This window comes from Asaia bogorensis (genome assembly GCF_900465345.1).
GTDB lineage: Bacteria > Pseudomonadota > Alphaproteobacteria > Acetobacterales > Acetobacteraceae > Asaia > Asaia bogorensis_A.
The window spans coordinates 1-19,130 of sequence record NZ_UEGO01000032.1; the positions used below are offsets into that span (position 1 = coordinate 1).

Sequence of the window (19,130 nt, forward strand, 5' to 3'; positions counted from 1 at the left end):
GATTGTGAAAACAATACCGCCTGACGAGGCGCATTCTGGACTGTGACGGAATCAACAACCGCGTTCGTCGTCTGGTAGCCTTGAACAACAGGGCTGGTATTGCTTCCATCCACGCCGCCACCATCGAGGATCAGGCCGTAAATCCGCATATCCTGTGCAGCCGATGCGAATTGCACCAACGGGCCAGACAAAGAAGACGTAGCCTTGATGGTCGCTGCGTTCAGCGCTGAATAGAATGCAGTACCTGCTGGAACAATCAGCGTCGATCCGACCATGCAGGCCGTGACTGACGGCGGAACAAGGACCGATGGAGTGCCGGAAGACGATGCGGCCGATAGGGCTGCGTTGATCGCCGTCGCGTCGTCTGTCGCCCCGTCGCATTTTGCGCCAAAATCCCGGATGGAAAGCACTTCGTGCAGCTTGGCAGCAAGTGCCTGGGCAGACGTGCCCCCTTGCGCTGTTGCCACCGCTGCATTGAGATCAGTGCTGGTCAGTTCGCCGCCCTGGACCTGTAGGCCACTGGCCTGACCGTTGACTGCATCCACCTTTGTTCCGATTGCCGCAGCAACGGTGGGAGATGACACGATATCGGCGGGATTGTCGGTCTCCTTGTATGATTTCCAGGGGGGAATGGAGTTGGACGGCGCAGCGCTCGCCGGGACAGCGAGGCAGGCCAATGCTGTCAGAATGACACGCTTCATGAGCGGATCGCCTCGCGGAAGTGGGCGACGTTTGCGACCGGATCAGCCGCGCCGAGCGCCGAGTTGTAAAACTGCTTGTGGTATTGGCTCAGGCCGTTGGCATCGTCGAAGCGGGGCAGGTCAGCACGGAGATCCTTTAAGTCGCTGACGATCAATTCCTTTAGTTGCTTGAGTTCCGCCGCGGGCTCGTCCTGCCGCGCCTCCGACTTATCTTGCCGCGCTTCAACTTTACTTACGCGGGCACGCATAGCTTCGCGTTCGCGCTCAAATTCGGCACGCGTGACGTATTCATCAGTGCTCATGTTGCCTCCGAATCAAAAATGGCTGGCTGAATGATCGGGGGCCGCCCGCCAAGGCGAACGATCCGCGCTGATGGGCGCCATGTCACAAACGATTACTCCGCTGCGCCGCTTGGTGTCGTGTCAGCGGTGAAGGTGCTTCCGATCGGATATTTGCAGTCAGGATCGGTAATGACCGCCTGACCCGAGGGAGGCGCCCATTTCGATACCCCATCCCACAGGATGTTGTTGAGCACGTAGCCCACTGGCCCTTCATGCGTAGCCTCGGTGAGATAGACCGCATAGTTCTGCGCAGCCGACATCATGAATACTCCTGGATCTCAGCAAATCCGGGGCTGCCATTGCCGCCGGCTAGGGCCGCTCTGCCTGTAATGTCGCCGGTGCCCCCACCGCCTGCGGCATAGCCTGTTGCATTGCCACCTGTTGCGCCCGCAATGTTGGAGCCTCCCCCGCCCCAAGGGGACGAGCCGCCGAAGCCCGGCATGACTACGAGCGCCGTTCCCCACATCTGACCATTGGTGCCCACCGAACCGCCGCTCTGCGAAAGGCTTCTACCGGCATTGATTATCGGTATGGCACCCGAAGGGCCGGTCGTTGAAATGCCCGCACCCGTTGATGACGTGATCTGGTTTGTGCCTCCAAAACCGCCGCCTGCTACGGCAATCAGGGAGCCAAAACTCGTCGTGCCTCCCGGATTGCCGCCGTTCACAACGCCCAGGCCGCCAGATCCAATCGTGATCGCGACACCCGCCGAGAAGCCTGAGGTCAGGATGACCTTCGCAAAACTGCCAGAGGCACCGCCAGAACCTACCGATATCTGAGAGGAGCTGTTCGCGGGCGATCCACCGCCACTACCGCCGCCGCCAGCGAGGGTTAAAATGATCTGCTTCGTGCCAGGCGTTGGCATATAAAACCCGGACGCAGTGAACATCTGCGTGCCGAGCCAGCGACCGGAGGTTACCGGCGTGAATAGGTTTTGCCACGCTGCGTTGGGTGCGCCAGGTGTCGTTAGGTTATTATCGGCCGTCGAGATCCAGTAAGTACCAACGGTTGTGGGGTCAGCAACGATGGATTGTGCGGGATAGCCATTGACGGCGTCCGCGAAGTCACCGTCCCATTGACCCACTAGACCCAACTTACGCGTGGCCAGCAGCATTTGATTGTATGCGGTCTTACTCGGGATCAGACCAGCAGCCTGGACAAGATTGATCGCCTCCATCATTTGCATGTTGAAATAATCGGAGTCGAGCAAAGTCGCATCACGCCCTGCTACGGGGTCACCACGATCAAAATACCCCGGTGTTCCCGCTGCCAGGGGTGCAGGCAGGATGGTCACCGCATCGTTGGTGTCAATCTGATACATGCGTGTCCCCAATCATTGAATATCAACCCCGAAATCCATGAGCGCGTTCACGTTGCTCTGTGCAAACTGGACTATCGTGTGGGCGGGAGATCTTCTTCTGATCTCGCATTCGAAAGCGAGATTGCCCCAGCTCATGAGGCGTTCGCCGATCCTTGCGACACCTGCACGCGCATAGACCGGCGTGTATCCCGGCCTGATAACCCGCCACACGAAGGCCCAGACCCTCCCGTTGATCGCGTCACCGATGCGCGCTGATGAAGCGCGAGCAGGCTTGAACTCCATGATGGTAATCGCAAATCCCATTCCCGCGGCCAGATCGACGAAGTCTTGACGGGAGATAACCCTGCGTCCGACCCAGCGGGCTTGGGCCATTGCTTGCCTCTGGGCGAAAGTAAGAGCGTCGTTATTAGCGTCGCTGCAAAATCTGCCCAGGATTTCTTCGTAATCGGACAGGAGAGCGACAGACGTTCCTGGCGCGATCTCCCTGGAGAGGCTCGCAACGTCACTTTCAAGCGTTGCCCTGCCAATAGCGATTGCCTGAATAAAGCTGGCCAGGTTGGACGAACGATCCTTAGGCCATGCTGCCCCCTGGGGAAGCAGCTGCTCGATCATTTCCTCACGGATCGCGTCAGCGCCTCTATTCATGCCGTCACCCATGTGATCGTACCAAGCTGAGCGATCTCGTTCGACTGGAGGATAATGTCTGTGCTGGGCGAAACGAGATCGTTCGTTGCTCCATTCACCGAGGCGATCGCGGCTTCGATTGCTTCCCGATAGAGGGTCGCCCCCATTCCTGCGTTGAGGAAGAGTGCCGCGAGCGCGATCGTTACTTTCGCCCGCGCCGCGACATTGTCCGGGCGCAACTGGATTGTGACATTCTGAGTGGCGACGGTGCCAGCATAGAGTGTTGGCTGAGCCGTCACTGGACGCTTCGAGTCGACCCGTGACTGAGCGAGCTGGACCTGGGCGGGTGTTGGAACTGCGCCGGATGCCATCATGATGAAGACGGCAAGCGTGCCGCCGCCAACGGCGCTTGGAACGACGCTTACGAAGGCAGCACCCCCTTCCTTGGACCATTCGATGTAGTCATCGACGGTTCCAGCACCTCCGGGAGTGCGGATGGACGCGATGATACGCGCGCGCCAGCTTTCGACATCCTCGATCGCAGCCCCGCCTGCAATGCCGTACTGGTCGGCGGTCACGGAGAGAACACCGGCGATCGGAGAGACCAGTTGGGCAGCTATATTTGCGTCGAGATTGCCGCCTGTCCCTACAGCGGTCGCCGTCACGGCGACACTGATTGAGGCGCCAGGGGCAATCGTAACGGTCGTGTCAACCTGCCACTGGACGGACCCATCGATGGTGATCAGCGTACCGGCAGGGACTGATACGGCCTGAGTGACAGCGCTTGATACGGCGAAGATGAAAGAGCCGATCGCGGCCGTTGCCCCGAGACGGGGAACGCCCCACATCACGGCATGCTGAGGCAAGAGACCTCCGGCGCTTGCCGTGGTGACCATGAGTTCGAGGCCGATATCACGAACGTAAAGATAGACCTGATACAGGTCGAGGGCATTAGCGATCGAGATCGCCTGCTCGAGCGTCTGGGGTGCCGTTGCATCCAGCCGCACGGTCGTCCCGTCCGATGCGCTAAAAGTCTGTTGCGCCAGAGCAGACGCGAAGCGCTGGGCCAGAGTTGAGGGTGTAGGGATAGGGAGCGTCATAGCGTCGTGACCGGAGCGTTGACGCTCAGCCCCGAGGCAGAGGCAGTGACAAGTAAAATGCCGCGCGACTTGTCGTACCAGCTGGCTGAGGTCTGAATATCGATGCCATGATAATCGGCGATCGACGCAACGGCCTCATCGGTATAGCTCTCGGCCGCAACGCGCGTCGCTTCCGAAGCGCGCGCTCTGGACAAAAGCCACGCCCTTGAACCGTAGCGTTGGCCGGACTCGAGCAGAATATCTCCGACCCATCCGCGACGTGAGAAGAGGGGGGCTTGCGTCCCTGGCAGTGCGGTCTGCATCTCCGGAACAATGTCATCGGGGGCCGCAAGACGATCCGAGCATAACGCGATCAAAAGGGGGGTGGCGGGCGTGCGATCAATGGCAATACGGCCGCGCCCGTCCCCGGTAGCGTCGATCACCAGATCGATGCCGCCCGATACGGGATTGATACCGAGTTTCATGCTGGAAAAGGATGCGGCCGACATGTGACAAGACTGCCGTGCCGAGAGCTACACAAAGAGGCTGAAGGATTTCAGCACGTCCTATTGCTGAGGCGTTCCGCTCGTTCCGGAACCGGCCTGCACACCCTTATGGACGTGGTTTTGCAGACTTACCGTTCCCGCGACGACATCGCCCTTGGCAGTGATCTTGCCATCCGTCTGGATATCGAGCGGCGTGTAGATCCGGTCTTGAGTGACATCAAACACCGTAGTGCCCCCGATACGGACCTGCAACTCACTTGCGCAATCGACCCTGACGATCTTGCCGCCCTGAAAATAGAGCTTCTGCCCCATGGAATCATAGAGACAGACCTCACCCTCGGCGAGATTGCCCATGCGGGCAACTGAAGGGTTCGCTGGCGGCAGGGCCACAAGATCGGCCGGGTCGCTGCCATTGGCGACGACATGGGTCACAGCCCCGTCATGGGGGGCATGGGCTGCGAGACCAAAGGGGTGATGTACGGGCACGCTCGATCGCGTCACGCCGTAATGCGTGTCGAGCGTCACGGTCTGATCGCCGCCCGTATCATCGATATCGGCGATCACGCCGCGTGAGAACAGACTGCGCAGAGCCATGTGAAAGGCCGCAAGCATCAGCTTCGTCCTATGAGGGATCGCGCGGTGAGATGTGAGGATTTGCGGGCACCGGCACGGGTGTGATCCTCATCCCCCTTGAGATTATAGGCATCGGGCGCCACGACCGAGATCCGCGTCTCATAGCCCTGGTCGGAAGCCACCCACGTTACGGCACCGATCAGCATGTCCTGGGTGAGGCCACTATAGAGATCTGTCACCGAGACGAGCTGATTGGGCAGCCAGAGATCGCCTTTGCTGTTGCGAAGACCTGGCACGATATAGACATGGGCCGTTGAGCCCGCCCGCGTCGTGCGACCACGCCATTCTGCCTGATCCTGCAAGGTCCAAGGGTCAGCATCCTCGCGGGGCTTCGTCGCCTTGCGCTGCTTATGACGCGTGCCGGCATGAAAAGCGAGCGGCGGCCCGACCTCGTCGCTCAGGCCCTGCGCGGTGCTGTCCAGTGGGGGATTCGTCGTTTGCTGGGTGGCCACCGAGCCGCCGCTTTGCGTCTTGGCCATCCATACCCGGGGGCGATAGCGCTGAACCTCAGGATCGACCCAATGTCCGTAGCGCGTCGTGCTGGCGAGTTCGACTTTGCGGTGCGAGGGTGCGGCCGGCGGTTGTGACGGGGCTGCAGAAAGCGGCGCAGCATTCGCATCAAGCGTGGTTTTGGCGGGTCTTAACTGGCTCTTGAACTGGCCTTTGACCCAGACATCGGAGTGGCGATTACGCGAGGAAATCCGCACCTCAATGCCGCGCACATTGCCTGGAAAGCTCAGACTGTCACTGGCCCTTGTCGTGCCAGCCTGTGTCAGCACGATCTTGCCAATTCCATCGGATGTCACGAGCACGCCGCGCTGCCTGGCATGATGCTCGATTGCATCCATTACCGTGTCGCCCGGCTCCAACGCCACCAGGGTAAAGGGCGCTCCCGTCTCGATCTGCTGATCCAGGGTGATCTTGTAGGGATTGGTCAGATGGCCCACCAGACTTTCGAGACGGATCTGCCGATACTCCCCCGGCCCCGTTGGGTTGGCCGAGCAATCCACGAGATCGCCTGTCACGTCTCTTCCGCTGATGATGGCCTCTGCCGTATGCTCGTCGGCCGTCAGGTTGATATCGTCCACCCATCCTTTGAGCACCACCTGGCCATTGATCGAGATTTCCACCGGGTCACGAGGATGGATAGCCGTAATTTCAGGCGTACCTCCGCCGAGCAAGGCGGCAGAGCGCACCTCGTCCAGGTAACGAATGCGAAAAAATCCGGCGATATCAGCGAGGTCTCGCCCCACTTCGCAGCTGGTCCAAGTTGCGAGGGTGCGCCCTGCGATCTTTACCGTCATGGGACGATGGGAGACGGTCTTGGTATCGCTCATCAGCTCAGGTCCAAAACTTGCAACGCGCCAGGACCGGCGAGGGCCGGGTGGATCAGATTGTTGCGCGCCACCATGTCATCGAACGTGGTCTGGACATTGGCGGGTGTGTCGCCAGCGAGCGCATAGGCCAGCGTCCAGGCACTCATGGGACGTGTCGTCGCAATCGATATGACGGGAGGCAGTCTTCCGATCGTGGTCGAGAAATCGGCGAGGATGGCAAGTCGCAGATCCCGAAGCGCGCCCCACATGGCCGACATGGGAAGCGGAGCGCCTGCGGCGGCGGCATTGCCCATATCCGCACCCAGAGCATCGACGGCCGCAATGAGAATATCGCGTGCGGAAAGGGCATCGGGCTGGCTGACATAGGAGACTGATGTCGAAGCGGCCACGGCCTGGGCGAGCGTGACCATACGTGCCACCACACCCAGGGCCAGAACGGAAGCGGGTGCCTGACTGGTCTGGGACATGTTAAGGGCAACCGCCCCGATCTTCGATGCACCCTGCAGAAGGATAGTGACGATCGTAGCCGGCGCGACGGTGAGCGTCACACCGTTCGCGACGATCGAGGCCGGGGCTATGGCCGCTGTCTGAGCCGGCATGGCCACCGAGGCTATGGCAGCGGGAACCACGGCAAATGCCGTCGACACAGCATCGGCGTAGCTCGTATCGTCATTGACCAAAGGCGGAGAAACACTATTGGCGAGCGTCGCCTGTGCGGTCGCGGTTGCGTCTTGCAGGGGTTGGGGCGCATTCCCCAGCAAGCCATCCCAGACCCCGGATATCTGGCTGATCAGCGATCCTACAGCGCCCGACAGCGCAAGAGGGATAGCCAGCACTGACAGAACACCCTGACAGGCGAGGATACCTTCATCGACCAGCCCATCGGCCTGGCTCATCAGATTGGTGAGCGTATCCGTGATCGACGTGAAGAGCCCGGATGCGCCCGATGTCTCCGGGTCTCGATAGAATGAGGCGGTAAACCGTGCAACGCGGATCTCGCGATCGGAGAAGGAGATCTCGGGCGGCTGCTCGGCCAGGCGAACGCGCAGGCGACCATACCACGGATGCACTAGTGTGGCCGGGCCCGCAGCCAGGAATGCCTGGCGCAGACGCTGGGCGCGGATGACATAATCATCGCCGATGATCAGGCCGGTGATCTGGATCGGCCCCTCGATCGCCCCGAAATCCTGAAAGCGCTGAATGTCGCGCCCGGGAAAAAGCCAGCGAACCACGCGTCGGCCGCCGGCTTCACGTACATCGGGCATGAAGAACGTGACGCCCCGGAACGAGGCCGTGGTGAGAATGCGTCCCAGCGCCGAGCCGGCAAGCCCCGCAATGCCGCCCAGGCTGGAGAGCGTGGAAGCGCCGATCTCGCCGAGACCGGCCGTGGAGAGAGAGCCACTCATGGTCTATCCATCATACGACCGGTGCCTGCCACCTTGGTGACCTGAACCTTTGGATGGGGCTCGGCTTTTACTTTGACGCCGCGATCTGTCGTCACGTGAAGCTGTATGGGTGGCATCATATTCGCCCCACCCACCATAGCGACTTGCTTGCCTGTCGATCCCGGCGTGCCGTGTGATCCCAGATGCAAGAGCCAGCTTGCCCAGGACTCGAGCCATCCACCGAATGAGATGAAGGCTTTTTTGATCGCGTCCCAATGCTTGTAGGTTTCATAGGCCACAAAGCCGAGTACAGCGACGCCGGCAAGAATGCCCACCGACAAGGCAGCAAACGCGCCAACCGAGATCTCCAGCGCGCCGGCTACCGCACCGATCACGAACCGCAAAGGTGACAGCACAGCCCCAATCAGGCCAAAACCCGCCTTGAGCGGGATCAGAACCGCCCCACACGCCGCCATGACGGCGGCAAAAGCGATGAGGCCGCTCGTGATCCCAAGGATCACCGGCAGCACGCCAGGCGTGTGCTTTTGCATCCATTCCATTACATCGATTACACCGTGCAGCCCGATCGTAAGCATATGCAGCGTCGGCACAAAGCCTTCGCCGATGATGCGCAGAACCTGGCTTAGCGCCTCTTCGAACGCCGTTAATTCGCTCAGGGTCGAATGCTGGCCCGTGTTGAAATCATGGTCGATAACGCTTTGATCAGCGCCCGCCACCTTCTGCCGGATCGAGAAATACTGATCCATGTGCTTGAGAATGGCCGTGACGAATGCGCGATCTTCCTGATTGTTGAAGAGGGTGCCCAGGGCCTTCGCGTCAGTGCCGCCGTGAGTGATGCGGTTGACCTGCTGAAGCACGGCGATCATGGGATCGATGCCCTTTGCGCGGGCATTTTGTTCTGTGCCAAAGAGATCAACGCCGAACTCTGCGAAGCGCTTTGCGGTATGCGGGCTCGTAATGGCCTGAAGGAAGGCACGCGTATTGGTGACGGCTTCGCCTTCTGTGCCCGTTGACTTACGAGCAACCGCTAAAAGCGCTGCCAGATCATCAACCCCCGACCGGCCTTTAACACCGAGCATCCCGGCCTGAGCCGCAACCTGAGGCAGCAAGGGCGCCAGCTTTTCGAAGGGCAAATCCGCCTGCTTGCCCGCAATGGCTACCGAGGCAAGAGCCCCTCCTAGTGCCTTGTCGCTGACGCCCAGGTTTTCCTGCAATGCAAAGGTGCTTTTCGCTACAGCTTCGGGCGCGGCGTTATAGGCAGTGGCGATATGGGCAACTGTGGGCAGGACCGCATCGAGCTTGACGCCTGTATAGCCTTCACGACTGAAGAAGCCTGCCGCATCGGCCAGATCCACACCACGCTGGGACGTGGCGCGTGCCAGCTGGTTGATCTGCATCCCGTAGCTTGCTGCGAATTTCTGGTTCGCGTCACCATCATACCCAAGGCCGATGCCGATATGGGTGAGTGTGTTGTCGAATTCGGCTGCCGCGTGGACCGGCTCAATCAGCCCAAAGCCCGCGGCTGCGGCGCCGAAGGCCCGGCCCATGCCTTCCTCGACCGAGCGATGCACATTCTCCAGGGAGTGATGAACATTCCCGAGATAAGCCCTCGATCCAGTTGGTCCCGACGAAAATCCACCTCCGCCGTTGCTCGATGCGCCATAGCCTGAGTTCAGCGTACCCTGGACCGCGCGCATGGCTGACATTGCCTGCTCAGCGGCACGTTGGGCGTTTTGACCCATGCGGTTCAGAGCATCGCCCGCCTCTGTCGCGCCGCTAGCGGTAGCGGCGAGGCTTTCATCGAAAACCCGGGTGTTCCCCTCTGCCGAAGCCATGGAGGCATCGGTGCGTCTGAGCGCTTCATCGAGCGCACGTGTGGCCTTGGCGGCACGCTCGACCGGCTCATGCAGTCTGTTAAACCCGTGCGCCTGGTTCCCTTCAGCAAATGCCTGATCGACACGATCGGCCGCGCCTGCCAATGCCCCCATGGCTTCGGCCGTTGCTGTCGCGCTAGCATCCGTGCGCGATAGCCCCTCGCCCAATGCACTTGTCGCCCCCATGGCAGCTTGCATGGACGCCTCGGCCCGGCCGATCGTTTCTGAGAAGGTATTGGTGGCGCGTGTGGTCTGCTCAATTGGCTCCCACATCTTGTCGAAAGGGTCGGTTCCTCCGACGCGGCTGAGCGCCTGGTCGATCCGCGCCAGCATGCCGATGATCTTGTCGATCGGCCCGGAAATGCCGTCTGCCAGGTCGATCCGGAACTGAGTGTGCAGGGAGTCCGACATCAGTTCCGGGCCTCATTCTCTTTTCTGATACGCTCGCCGAGCGCGTTGGCCGCGTTATTCCAGAACAGCGCCCGCCTTGGGCTCATGCGGCACAGGCTTGCCTCGTCGAAATGGAGCGTGTGCGCCAGAGCCGCCAGAATTACCGGCCAGTCTTCTGGCCACGCCGTGTAAAAACGCCAAGCACCTCGACCAGGGTCAGGTAATCAGCATGGGACAAGGCGCGGATGAACAATTCACCCTTCATATCCTCAAGCCCGGTCATACGCTTGAGAAGGAACAGCTGCCGCCCCGACGCGCCTTCAGCATCGACGGCATCGATCATGTCGCCGCCACGCAGACGGCGGCAGGTGATCTCGCGGATCTGCTCGATATCCTCGTGCTCACCGGAGCGACGTGTGATTCCGGCCGGCTCATCGAGTGCGATCGTCACCGTTCCATCCGTGTTCCAGCGCGCGCCTTCTGGCAGCTTCGGGCGCATATCGACGGTAACGGGCTTGTCGGCGCGTTCGCTGGCATCGAGCACCTGAGGCGTCACATGGGCGTGTTCGTGATGCACAGAGGGGCGGGTCGGGTCGAAATCCATCAGCTTGCGTCCAGTTCGATGTAGGAGGAGAAATTCCAGACGACGGGTGCTTTGCCGCCGTCATCGCTGAGCACGGGCGCATCCAGAATGAAGGCGTCCGGCGAGGTGTAGAGCTGGCCGGTATCGGCCTGCCACTGAAGCTCCTGCTCTTCCCCAGGCATCAGGGATGAGAGCTTCATGCCTTTGGCGATGAGCAGGGTCGCGCGGACTTCGCCAGCCTGGAATTCAGCGCTGCGAAATGCCTGATACCCGGCCACCTGCGTCACATTCCTGATGCCCGACAGCCGGATCGAGGAGCCCTTGACCACATTATATTGTGTGCCCGCCCACCAGAGGCGGACGATGCCGACGGTTGCAGCCATGGTCGTTTACCCCTGAACCTGAAGAATATTGGCATCAATGATCAGCGCGCCGATCGGCTTGATCGGCAGCACGGCATTGAGCCGGTTGCGATCGGTGGCATCGATGCTGAACGAGGCGAGGGCCGCGAGCGTGTCCACATCCTCGATCCAGCCATTGGTCTCGTAGAGCTTGCAGCGTGCCGCCCAGGCCCCAAGCATGGTCTTGGGCGTCACCACGTTGGGTACGTTCGCCGAGACGGCATTGTTCTGGGCCAGCTTGGCACGTGGATAGGTCGTGACGACGTAATCGTTGAAGTCGTAGCGAACGCGGCTCGCGATTGCGGGCACCATGATGTCCTGCGGCAGGCCTGTGGGAACACCTGTGGCCGCGTTCTGATAGGTGGTCACGACGCGTTCGAGCGAGACCGTACCGTCAGAGCCGATCGTAAACGTGCTGATACCAGAGCCCAGGAGCACATTGCGCTGCGCCGGGATGAACGCATCGAGACCCTGCGGCCCCATGCCGGCGACTGCGTCCAGCGTGAGACCGCGCAGCTGCACGGAGGGGTCAATATTGAGCGACATGCAGCACTGGCCGGCAAAAGCGCCGGCGATCGCGGCCTGCGTCCACATCGGATTCTGCGCCCCGATCACATTAAGCAGCATCGAATTGAGCTGGGCCGTTACCGCCAGCAGGCTGCCATAGCTGCCGCGCAGGGCGGCATAGACGCGGGCATCCTGCTTGACCATCGCGCCATAACGACGCTGCGCCTCCTGGGCGAGTGTCTGAAGATTGGGCGTGTCATAGAGCAGTGTGACGATGTCCGTGTACCAGGTCGCCGAGATCAGCCCGAGAGCGGCAGAGATGCTTGGTGCCCCCGCACCACCACTGGCGGCCGTGATCGTGACTGTGGCGCCGGCGACGGAATCGCTGACATAGGGCGAGTCCCGTACATCGATGTCGTCGCCATACTGACTTTCTTCGAGTGCCGTCAGGGTGACACTGTTCGCAACCGTGCTCTTGCCGTCCGACGAGAGCGTGGCAGACGCGATCAGGCCGGTCTGAGCAAGTACCGACGAGGTTGTTCCTGCCCCATAGGCGGAGAGAAAGTTCGCAGCCATGATTGCGGGCGTATCGCCGGATGACACTCCAAAGGTGATGCGCTGACCGCCCACATAAAGCGCACGCGTTCCGGAAGCGGTAGCTGGCCCGTTGAAGACGATCGTTGCCGCTGACGCCTGCGCACCAGCGCCGGGAGGAAGAGCAAGAACATCCATCGCGACACCCGGGCAGGCGGCAGTGAATGCGGCGATCGCGATCGAGGCGGAAGAACCGATCCCCATCGTGGTTTGCATCTGGCTGGCAGACACGTTCTGATAGAGCGTGGCCGCTGCCAGTCCCTGCTGGATGGCGATGAACAAAACCCGGACCGGCATTGCGAAAACAGTGTCGGGGGGCGTGAACTGCACCTCGGTAAAGGCGCCCGGAACATTGTAGATGCCGGGGATCTGCGTGAATGCGCTCACGAGCCGCTATCCTTCTTGGCTGGGCTTGAGGCCGCGCTCGCTGCGGATGCGGCCGGGCTGGGTGTCGTCGAGGCACTGTTCGACGGGGCGGTGGTCGAACTGGCCGTTGAACCGGCGGCCGGTGTGGCGCTGGACTCTGACGGCGTCGGGTCTGCCTTGATCTCGACGATATCGCCGGCAGCGATCAGCCGCGCCCAGAACGGGTCGGTCGGATCGACCGAGAATTGCGCAGGAACCGGCTTGCCGCTCAGATCCTTGACCACACGATCCTTGGCCGTGCTGACGTTCATGGGGCTCATTCTTCTCTCACGGTGATGGTTGTGGTGCCGAGATCGGTCTGGTCGCTGATCAGCTGCTCCTGCAGGCGCAGGAAATCATTGAGCGTTGCCGTGACAGTCGGCAGATCGAGCGCGACGTCGGGGATCGTGATTTCGAGCACGACCGTTGCCTTGCCGTCCTGATTCCAGTCAGCCAGCTCGGTGCTGCTTACCTGCGTTACGCGGCACGTGCCGATATCCTCGATCGTAAAGCCTTGGAGCGCTGCGATCGCATATTCCTGCAAGCCCATCATGCCGGGCAGGTAGGCGCCCGATCCGATCTGCGCGCCCAGATAGCGCTGCTCGGGCTTGTCGAATGAGACCATCAGGATCAGCGGAAAGGATAGCGTGCCGCGGAAGGTGCCGGCGTTATCGCTCTCCGGCGACCAGTGCGACCAGCCCAGGCCGATCAGGTTCTTTGTTCTCGTGATGTCTTTCCAGGTGGCCTGCGACACCTTTGCCGGAATGACCGCATGGGAGAACCAGGCCGGATCGAAAAAAGCCTTGAGCTGTGCCTGGATTGCCTGAAAAGCCGCGCCTGTTACGCCGCCCGAGATGATCGCCTGGAATGCCTGGATTTCTGTCGCGTCGGGCGCAGGGTTCATCACCAGCATCGCACGGTCCTTTCGCGTCCCTGGAATTCCGCCCAGTTCGGGCTTGTGTTGGGCAGAAGCTCGCCATCCAGCGTCACGGAGCCGTCCTGGACCTTGCGAAGCCAGGAGAGCGCAGCCTGATAGGCATCCTTGACCTTCTCGGCGCTTGTCGTGCCGCCCATCTGGCAGAGCATGAAGCGCGCAATCGCGCAGCAGCTCTGCGTCAGGGCCAGAGGAGGCGTTGCGACGGGTGTCACGTAGCGACGACGCAGATAGCTGTCGATCATGTCCGAAGCGTCATTGATCGCGATCGTGACCAGGGGCGTATTGACCTGATCCATCGCCTGCCCGTCCGGCGTGGAGATCTGGATAATCTCCACTTCCCCGTATCGGGCAATCAGATCATCTGGCGTGGCATAGGCCATGATCGCGCGCGCTCCTTTGCTCAGCCGATCTCGACAACCGTCAGCTTGCTCTCATTACGGAGCAGGTCGATTTGGTTCGGCGAGAAGCGGCCTTCGTCATGGATGGCAAAAGCAGGGTGCGCGACACCCGCACGGCGGAAGCCCGGCTCCTGGCAGGTGATCACAAGATCGCCGGCAAAAAGAGGGCGGGAGCGGCCTTCAGGAAGAAGGATGCGCCCGACTACCTTGCGTTCACCGTGGGGATGTCCATGACCGATGGTCAGCGTATGTCCGTCTCCGCCGAATTCATGGGTCTGCGTGTCGCGCAGAGAGTCGTGAAACCCTCCCGCTGCACCGGCACCGCCGATGATCCTCGCCCCGCCTTCATCAGCGGGAGGATGGCTTTCGGCCTCCTGATGCATCGGCACGGGAGTTTCGGCGCCGGGAGCATTCGCGCCCTGGATGGGAGCTTCCTGATCAGGGGTCTTGTCATGGGCGTCCGACTGGACGCGCGTGGGTGTCTTGGCCATGGGATTATCCGTTCAGCTGGGAAAGACGCTCGGCGACCATCAGATCGGCGGCACCGATCCACGGGTTCGTACCGGTCGCGAAGTTGTTGCCCGCCGAAAGCGGTGCCAACTGCGCCTTGAGCAGCGTGCGTCCAGCCTGTTCGAGGTTGCTCGGCACCATGAGCAGATCCGGCACGATCCCGTAGGGGGTGCCATCCGCACGACACAGTGAGGCCATGGCGGCCTTGGCATCGCCGAAGCTCTGAATGGTCAGCGGACGGGTCGAGCGATAGGCGAACTGCCAGAACCCGACACCTGCTGCGCAACGACCATCCACGCCCCACTGGAATTCGCGGTTCTCGAACACATTGTCCGAGTCCAGCCGTGTGCGTGCCGTCACCGTAAACGGGCTGCGGTTCTGGAAGATGATCGGCTTGAGCGCGCGCGTCGTGCAAAGCAGATACCAGGCGGCACCGCCCGTCTCACCTTCGAGAGGAGTGCCCATGTTGGAATAGGTGAAGAGCTGTCCCTTCGCATTCACCGCCTGATGATCGGTGTCGAAGAAATACTGCCCATCAAGACAGGTCGTCTTCGTGCCGTTCTCCAGCGCTCCGAAGCACAGCTGGTCGGGGAGCTCAGCCGCATCCAGCGCGAGCTGCTCGATATAGGGCATGAACACGCCCCAGCGATCATCCGCAATATCCTCGCGCTTGATGGCGATGGTTTCTTCATAGGTCTCGTTGCGAATGGCATATTGCTGCATCGTCGAGAGCTGATGGATCTCACGTGAGCCGATCCATTTGCGCATTCCCGGCATTTCCGGGAGACGAGGATAGAAATTCTCGCCGGCTTCCGAAGGGACCACCTGGGCAAAGCGGCTGTAGCGCGAGGGCGCCGTGCCGATCGCCTTGTTGAAGGCAAGACTGACTGCGGTCGAAAGCGCAGCAATATTAGGGCCTGTGATTTGCATGGCTTTCTGGTCCTTAGATCGTCACGAAGGGCATGCCGCGTTCGTCGAAACCAACGAGAACACCGATCTTGAGACGCGTGGCGGCGACAGCCGGGGTGTTGCCCGATGCGGGCGAAGATCCGTCGCTGAGTGAGACCGTCTGATCGTCGATCGCATAGACGGACGCGCCGTAATTTGCCCAGGAGGGGGCTTCATCGAATGGGAGCGCCCAGGTGCCGCGATCGATCTCAACCGGGCCGGGACCATAATTCGGGCTGACGACGTTCTGGTTCGCTATATTGTTCTGCTGCTGGCTCGCCAGCCCAATATTGGCAACCACCGTAAGACCGGCAGGTGCCGCAACACCGGCAGGAATGACGGTACCATCCGACAGCAGCGCGGTGATCGAACCGCGATAGACGACATATCCGGCAGCGACCTCATATCCGAATACGGGGCCGCGCGCGACCATGAGGCGCACAAGGGAGCGATCGGCTTCAAGCGCCATGACGATCCCCCATCGCTTTCTTCAGGTCGGCGGCATCGATGCCAAAACCGGCGGCGAGGCTTTCGAAGACTTCACCCCCCGAGGCATTCGCCTGGGCGGAGTGCATCGTGACGCTACCCTTGTTGAGGTGCGTGCGCGGCCAGGATGCCACGATATTGGCGGCGAGCTTTGCATCGCTACTGTGCAGCGTGACGATGCTCTCCTTCATCTCCTGGGTGATCACGACGCCCTCGGCTGCAGCCTTGTCGAACATCTGCGATGCCTGATCCTGCGAGCGCTCTTTCTGGATTGTCTCCAGCTGGGCCTTGAGAGCCGAGACAGCCGCGCTATCGCCGCCGATCTTGCTGGTCAGGGCGGCGACAAGCGCGGCCTGATCCGTATTGGCAGGCACGCCCACGACACCGGCGATGGTGGAATGCAACGTGGTGCGCGAGCCCGCTGCCTTGAGGGCGGCGCGCAGTTCATCGTCCGTCGCGTCAGGGGCGAGCCCCAGAAGCGCGCGGATCTCTTCGGGGTCCATGCTCGTCTCCGATGTCTGTGAGCTGTGCAATGTGGTGAGGGTGAGATTGGGCGTGTTGGTGAGCGCCACGCGCAGGATGCGCTGGACACGGCCCGAGGGAGCGCTGTCGATCACGGGCGAGACGCCGCGATACTCGAGCTCGCTCATCATGTGGCGACCGGCCTTGTTGAATTGCGGCTTCGCCCAGATGCCATCAGCCCGCGCTTCCATGGCTGAGATCCAGCCGACGGCCGGGGCGTGCTCACCCCGCGCGCCCTTGAGGTCTGTGGCGTGGTTTACATCGATTGCGATCTTTCCATCTGCCAGGGACGCCTGGATCACGGCCTGCGCGTCATCAAGCACAAACGGACCAACCCCGTTGCGACCGGTGAAGCGACCGGCAGGCAGGACGTGCATCCACTCAGGCACCTGGCCCGGTGGAGGCGCGTTCAGCGCGGGTGTGATCTGGACGGTCTTTGTCATGGCGCACAGAATGCGCTGCGCGCGATCCCGAAACGATGCTGAAGGATTTCAGCACCAAAGGCCGATCGGTATCGGAAACTCGGGGAGATGAGGCGGCTTTGGATGCCTCTTCGTATAACGCCCTTCAGGAGAGCCTTGGGGCGTTTTGGCCCCACTCGGACGATAGCAGAAGGTGAGCGGGCTGCTACCCCGTTTTAAACCGTTTTAGACGCGTCTTAAAACGGCAATGGATCACCCGGAGACAGCCTCGCGGAAAAAACGCTGGAGCGTGCTGACGATCACCTCCCGATCCTCGCTTGAGAAGCCCAGATAGGGTCGCGCCGGAATACTGACAGATTGGCGCTTGATACCATGACCGCCCATCACGAAAAACAGAGCCTGCGCATTCTTCGCGCGAATGATGCCGCCGAACTGGTGGATGGTCGAGTAGGGTAACGGCGAACCGATGACGATCGCATGCCCCTCGACTACTGAAGTGATGGTCCGCCGAAGCTCTCCCGTTTCATTCAGGATACCGGGCCCTTTTTTGTTTTCGGCATAAAGCGGGTTGAGCGGCGCGTAATCCGCCCATTTCAGCCCCTTCGGGTCGGTGCCGGTGTCGAAGCGTTGTCGAACATTTCGTTCCAAGGGCAGTGCAGCAGCCGCCAGGACCGGCTGGGGATCGCGCCCGATCGCAGCGATCCGCGTCAGCGCCTCGCGCATCGGCTGGAACGATCCTGTGATGGTAATGCTCGCCATGGTGGAACTCGGCCTTTCTTTCGGCTATAACGATCTTGGGCGACGCGCTGAGACACGGTGATATTCTGCCTGCCGTAGGACCGGCCTCTCTTGCAGGAGCCGGGATCGCTTTGAGGGGTTCCCTGGCAGGCCCCTCCAGCGCGTCGTCTATTCCCCGCCCTCTTCCATATCGGATTTCGCCGTCACCTCGGCGCCAAGCAAATCCTCGACCGATCCGTCGAGGATCGTCATGCGCTTGAGCGCGCGCCGTATGGCGACCTGTTCCGTGCGATGGAACGACACCAGATAGGTCTCGCTGCCGTCCTGAGTGGTTTTCAGGGCTGCTCGGTAATCCTTCCCGTCACGTCGGAAAAACACGACACGGCGCGCGCCGTCCTGCGCGATGATATGGGGGGCTGCCAGGATATCGGGCAGTTTGCCGTATTCCTCGGCCGAGATCTCAGGATGACGCAGGTTCTGCTTGGTCAGCGTCTCTTCCGAAAGCAGGACATGTGATGTCGCCGCCCCCAATGCCTGGCGCGCCTTCTCAGGCACCGTTCCTACCTCGGCACGGCCGACAGGCATACGCATGAAAGCATCGATTGCATTGCGCTGGGAAACCCGCCGCTGCTCTGGCGAGAGCGGGTTGGGCCGCGCCAGATCCGGACGTGCCTCTTCGGGTTGCGGCGCCAGGGGATGGGCCGCATCTTGCGGAAACTTGACTAGCCCTTCCGGCACGAGCACCGGCGCTGGACGCCCCACACGTGCCGCCTCGTTATCCTCCCACGCCTTGCCGGGGTTGTAGCCAAAGCCGGGATCGATCCCGACCGGCACCTGGTGCACCTGGCCAGTATGGGGATTGATCCAGGGCGTCATCTCGATCTTGGGAGAGTCGGAGACGGTCCACCCATTACGTTCCAGCTCGTCAGGGGCCACCACCTCCACATCGCAATGGCAACGCCAGCCATTGGGCGGGAAATGCGTATTCCACCAGGGATCATCATTGCGCAGGATCATCCCGTCCCAGGCCATGTGCTGCACGCGCGGATGGGGACAGGTGTGATGCCTGTAGCGCCAATAAGGGAAAAGCTGCCGCGCGACGGGCTGGGACATCCGGCGATAGCGGCCGGCTGAATAGGCCGTGGCCATATTGGTGTCGTAGATGATCCGAGCCCGCCAGCCGGGTTCGCCATTGTACTTCCAGCCATGGCGCTCGGCGATCGCCTCAAACTCCTTCTGGAACGTCTTGAAGACGATCTCGCCCTTGATCGCCTTGTCAACGGCGGCGCGCAGATCCTTCAGAAGCCCCTCGGCCGCCGCTCCCGCCACCATGAAGCCACGTGCATGGGCCTCATGCCACAGATCGGTCCAGCGCGCCGTAGAGACGTTCTCCTTGCCCCTAAAATAGGCAAGCGCATCATTGGGTGGGAGCCTGACCGCCTTCAGGGTGGCATCGTCATCGGCCAT

The 19,130-nt window shown here is 61.3% G+C and carries 23 protein-coding genes; all 23 read right to left on the reverse strand.

The annotated features are described in order from the left end of the window. Positions 1-701, reverse strand: a 701-nt coding sequence (locus tag ED655_RS11945; RefSeq protein WP_240993644.1) for a glycoside hydrolase family 55 protein, incomplete at its 3' end; no start/stop codon positions are given. Further along, positions 698-1,003 carry a hypothetical protein gene (locus ED655_RS11950; protein ID WP_122050345.1) on the reverse strand — a complete coding sequence of 102 codons (306 nt, stop codon included), beginning with the start codon at positions 1,001-1,003 and terminating at the stop codon, positions 698-700. The genes ED655_RS11945 and ED655_RS11950, both read right to left, overlap by 4 nt. 92 nt (positions 1,004-1,095) lie before the next feature. After that, positions 1,096-1,305 carry a hypothetical protein gene (locus tag ED655_RS11955; protein ID WP_162993504.1) on the reverse strand — a complete coding sequence of 70 codons (210 nt, stop codon included), beginning with the start codon at positions 1,303-1,305 and terminating at the stop codon, positions 1,096-1,098. After that, complete coding sequence (locus ED655_RS11960) at positions 1,302-2,363, reverse strand: hypothetical protein (protein ID WP_122050347.1); 1,062 nt, start codon at positions 2,361-2,363, stop codon at positions 1,302-1,304. The genes ED655_RS11955 and ED655_RS11960 overlap by 4 nt, the downstream gene beginning before the upstream one ends. A 12-nt stretch (positions 2,364-2,375) precedes the next feature. Beyond that, positions 2,376-3,020: a YmfQ family protein gene (locus ED655_RS11965; protein WP_122050348.1), complete on the reverse strand. Its 645-nt coding sequence runs from the start codon at positions 3,018-3,020 to the stop codon at positions 2,376-2,378. Next, positions 3,005-4,087, reverse strand: coding sequence for a baseplate J/gp47 family protein (locus ED655_RS11970; RefSeq protein WP_122050349.1), 1,083 nt, complete (start codon positions 4,085-4,087; stop codon positions 3,005-3,007). Before ED655_RS11970 ends, ED655_RS11965 begins: the two co-directional genes overlap by 16 nt. Next, positions 4,084-4,575 (reverse strand): phage GP46 family protein, encoded by a 492-nt coding sequence (locus ED655_RS11975; RefSeq protein ID WP_122050350.1) that lies wholly within the window; start codon positions 4,573-4,575, stop codon positions 4,084-4,086. The genes ED655_RS11970 and ED655_RS11975 overlap by 4 nt, the downstream gene beginning before the upstream one ends. 57 nt (positions 4,576-4,632) lie before the next feature. Next, a complete protein-coding gene (locus ED655_RS11980; protein ID WP_122050351.1) occupies positions 4,633-5,184 on the reverse strand; it encodes a phage baseplate assembly protein domain-containing protein in 552 nt (183 codons plus the stop codon). Further along, entirely contained in the window at positions 5,184-6,542 is a 1,359-nt protein-coding gene (locus tag ED655_RS11985; protein WP_122050352.1) for a phage baseplate assembly protein, read from the reverse strand. The genes ED655_RS11980 and ED655_RS11985 overlap by 1 nt, the downstream gene beginning before the upstream one ends. Beyond that, positions 6,542-7,948 (reverse strand): DNA circularization N-terminal domain-containing protein, encoded by a 1,407-nt coding sequence (locus ED655_RS11990; protein ID WP_122050353.1) that lies wholly within the window; start codon positions 7,946-7,948, stop codon positions 6,542-6,544. Before ED655_RS11990 ends, ED655_RS11985 begins: the two co-directional genes overlap by 1 nt. Next, positions 7,945-10,233: a phage tail tape measure protein gene (locus ED655_RS11995; RefSeq protein WP_122050354.1), complete on the reverse strand. Its 2,289-nt coding sequence runs from the start codon at positions 10,231-10,233 to the stop codon at positions 7,945-7,947. The genes ED655_RS11990 and ED655_RS11995 overlap by 4 nt, the downstream gene beginning before the upstream one ends. A gap of 139 nt (positions 10,234-10,372) precedes the next feature. Beyond that, positions 10,373-10,816 (reverse strand): hypothetical protein, encoded by a 444-nt coding sequence (locus tag ED655_RS12000; RefSeq protein ID WP_122050355.1) that lies wholly within the window; start codon positions 10,814-10,816, stop codon positions 10,373-10,375. After that, positions 10,816-11,178, reverse strand: coding sequence for a phage tail tube protein (locus ED655_RS12005; protein WP_122050356.1), 363 nt, complete (start codon positions 11,176-11,178; stop codon positions 10,816-10,818). The genes ED655_RS12000 and ED655_RS12005 overlap by 1 nt, the downstream gene beginning before the upstream one ends. A 6-nt stretch (positions 11,179-11,184) precedes the next feature. Further along, entirely contained in the window at positions 11,185-12,684 is a 1,500-nt protein-coding gene (locus tag ED655_RS12010; protein WP_122050357.1) for a phage tail protein, read from the reverse strand. Next, entirely contained in the window at positions 12,681-12,983 is a 303-nt protein-coding gene (locus ED655_RS12015; protein WP_162993505.1) for a hypothetical protein, read from the reverse strand. Before ED655_RS12015 ends, ED655_RS12010 begins: the two co-directional genes overlap by 4 nt. Beyond that, positions 12,980-13,615 (reverse strand): hypothetical protein, encoded by a 636-nt coding sequence (locus tag ED655_RS12020; RefSeq protein ID WP_122050359.1) that lies wholly within the window; start codon positions 13,613-13,615, stop codon positions 12,980-12,982. Before ED655_RS12020 ends, ED655_RS12015 begins: the two co-directional genes overlap by 4 nt. Then, positions 13,606-14,019, reverse strand: a complete 414-nt coding sequence (locus ED655_RS12025; protein ID WP_122050360.1) for a gp436 family protein — start codon at positions 14,017-14,019, stop codon at positions 13,606-13,608. Before ED655_RS12025 ends, ED655_RS12020 begins: the two co-directional genes overlap by 10 nt. A 20-nt stretch (positions 14,020-14,039) precedes the next feature. After that, entirely contained in the window at positions 14,040-14,528 is a 489-nt protein-coding gene (locus ED655_RS12030; protein WP_122050361.1) for an HI1506-related protein, read from the reverse strand. Positions 14,529-14,532: 4 nt separating this feature from the next. After that, the gene (locus ED655_RS12035; protein ID WP_122050362.1) at positions 14,533-15,477 is read right to left on the reverse strand and encodes a Mu-like prophage major head subunit gpT family protein; all 945 of its coding nucleotides are present in this window, start codon (positions 15,475-15,477) and stop codon (positions 14,533-14,535) included. A 13-nt stretch (positions 15,478-15,490) separates the two neighbouring features. Then, positions 15,491-15,964, reverse strand: a complete 474-nt coding sequence (locus tag ED655_RS12040; RefSeq protein ID WP_122050363.1) for a hypothetical protein — start codon at positions 15,962-15,964, stop codon at positions 15,491-15,493. Beyond that, positions 15,954-16,946 carry a phage protease gene (locus ED655_RS12045; protein WP_122050364.1) on the reverse strand — a complete coding sequence of 331 codons (993 nt, stop codon included), beginning with the start codon at positions 16,944-16,946 and terminating at the stop codon, positions 15,954-15,956. The genes ED655_RS12040 and ED655_RS12045 overlap by 11 nt, the downstream gene beginning before the upstream one ends. 231 nt (positions 16,947-17,177) lie before the next feature. Continuing rightward, on the reverse strand, positions 17,178-17,648 hold the full coding sequence (locus ED655_RS12050; protein ID WP_240993645.1) for a phage virion morphogenesis protein: 471 nt from the start codon (positions 17,646-17,648) through the stop codon (positions 17,178-17,180). 183 nt (positions 17,649-17,831) lie between these two features. Then, entirely contained in the window at positions 17,832-19,130 is a 1,299-nt protein-coding gene (locus ED655_RS12055; RefSeq protein WP_122050366.1) for a phage head morphogenesis protein, read from the reverse strand.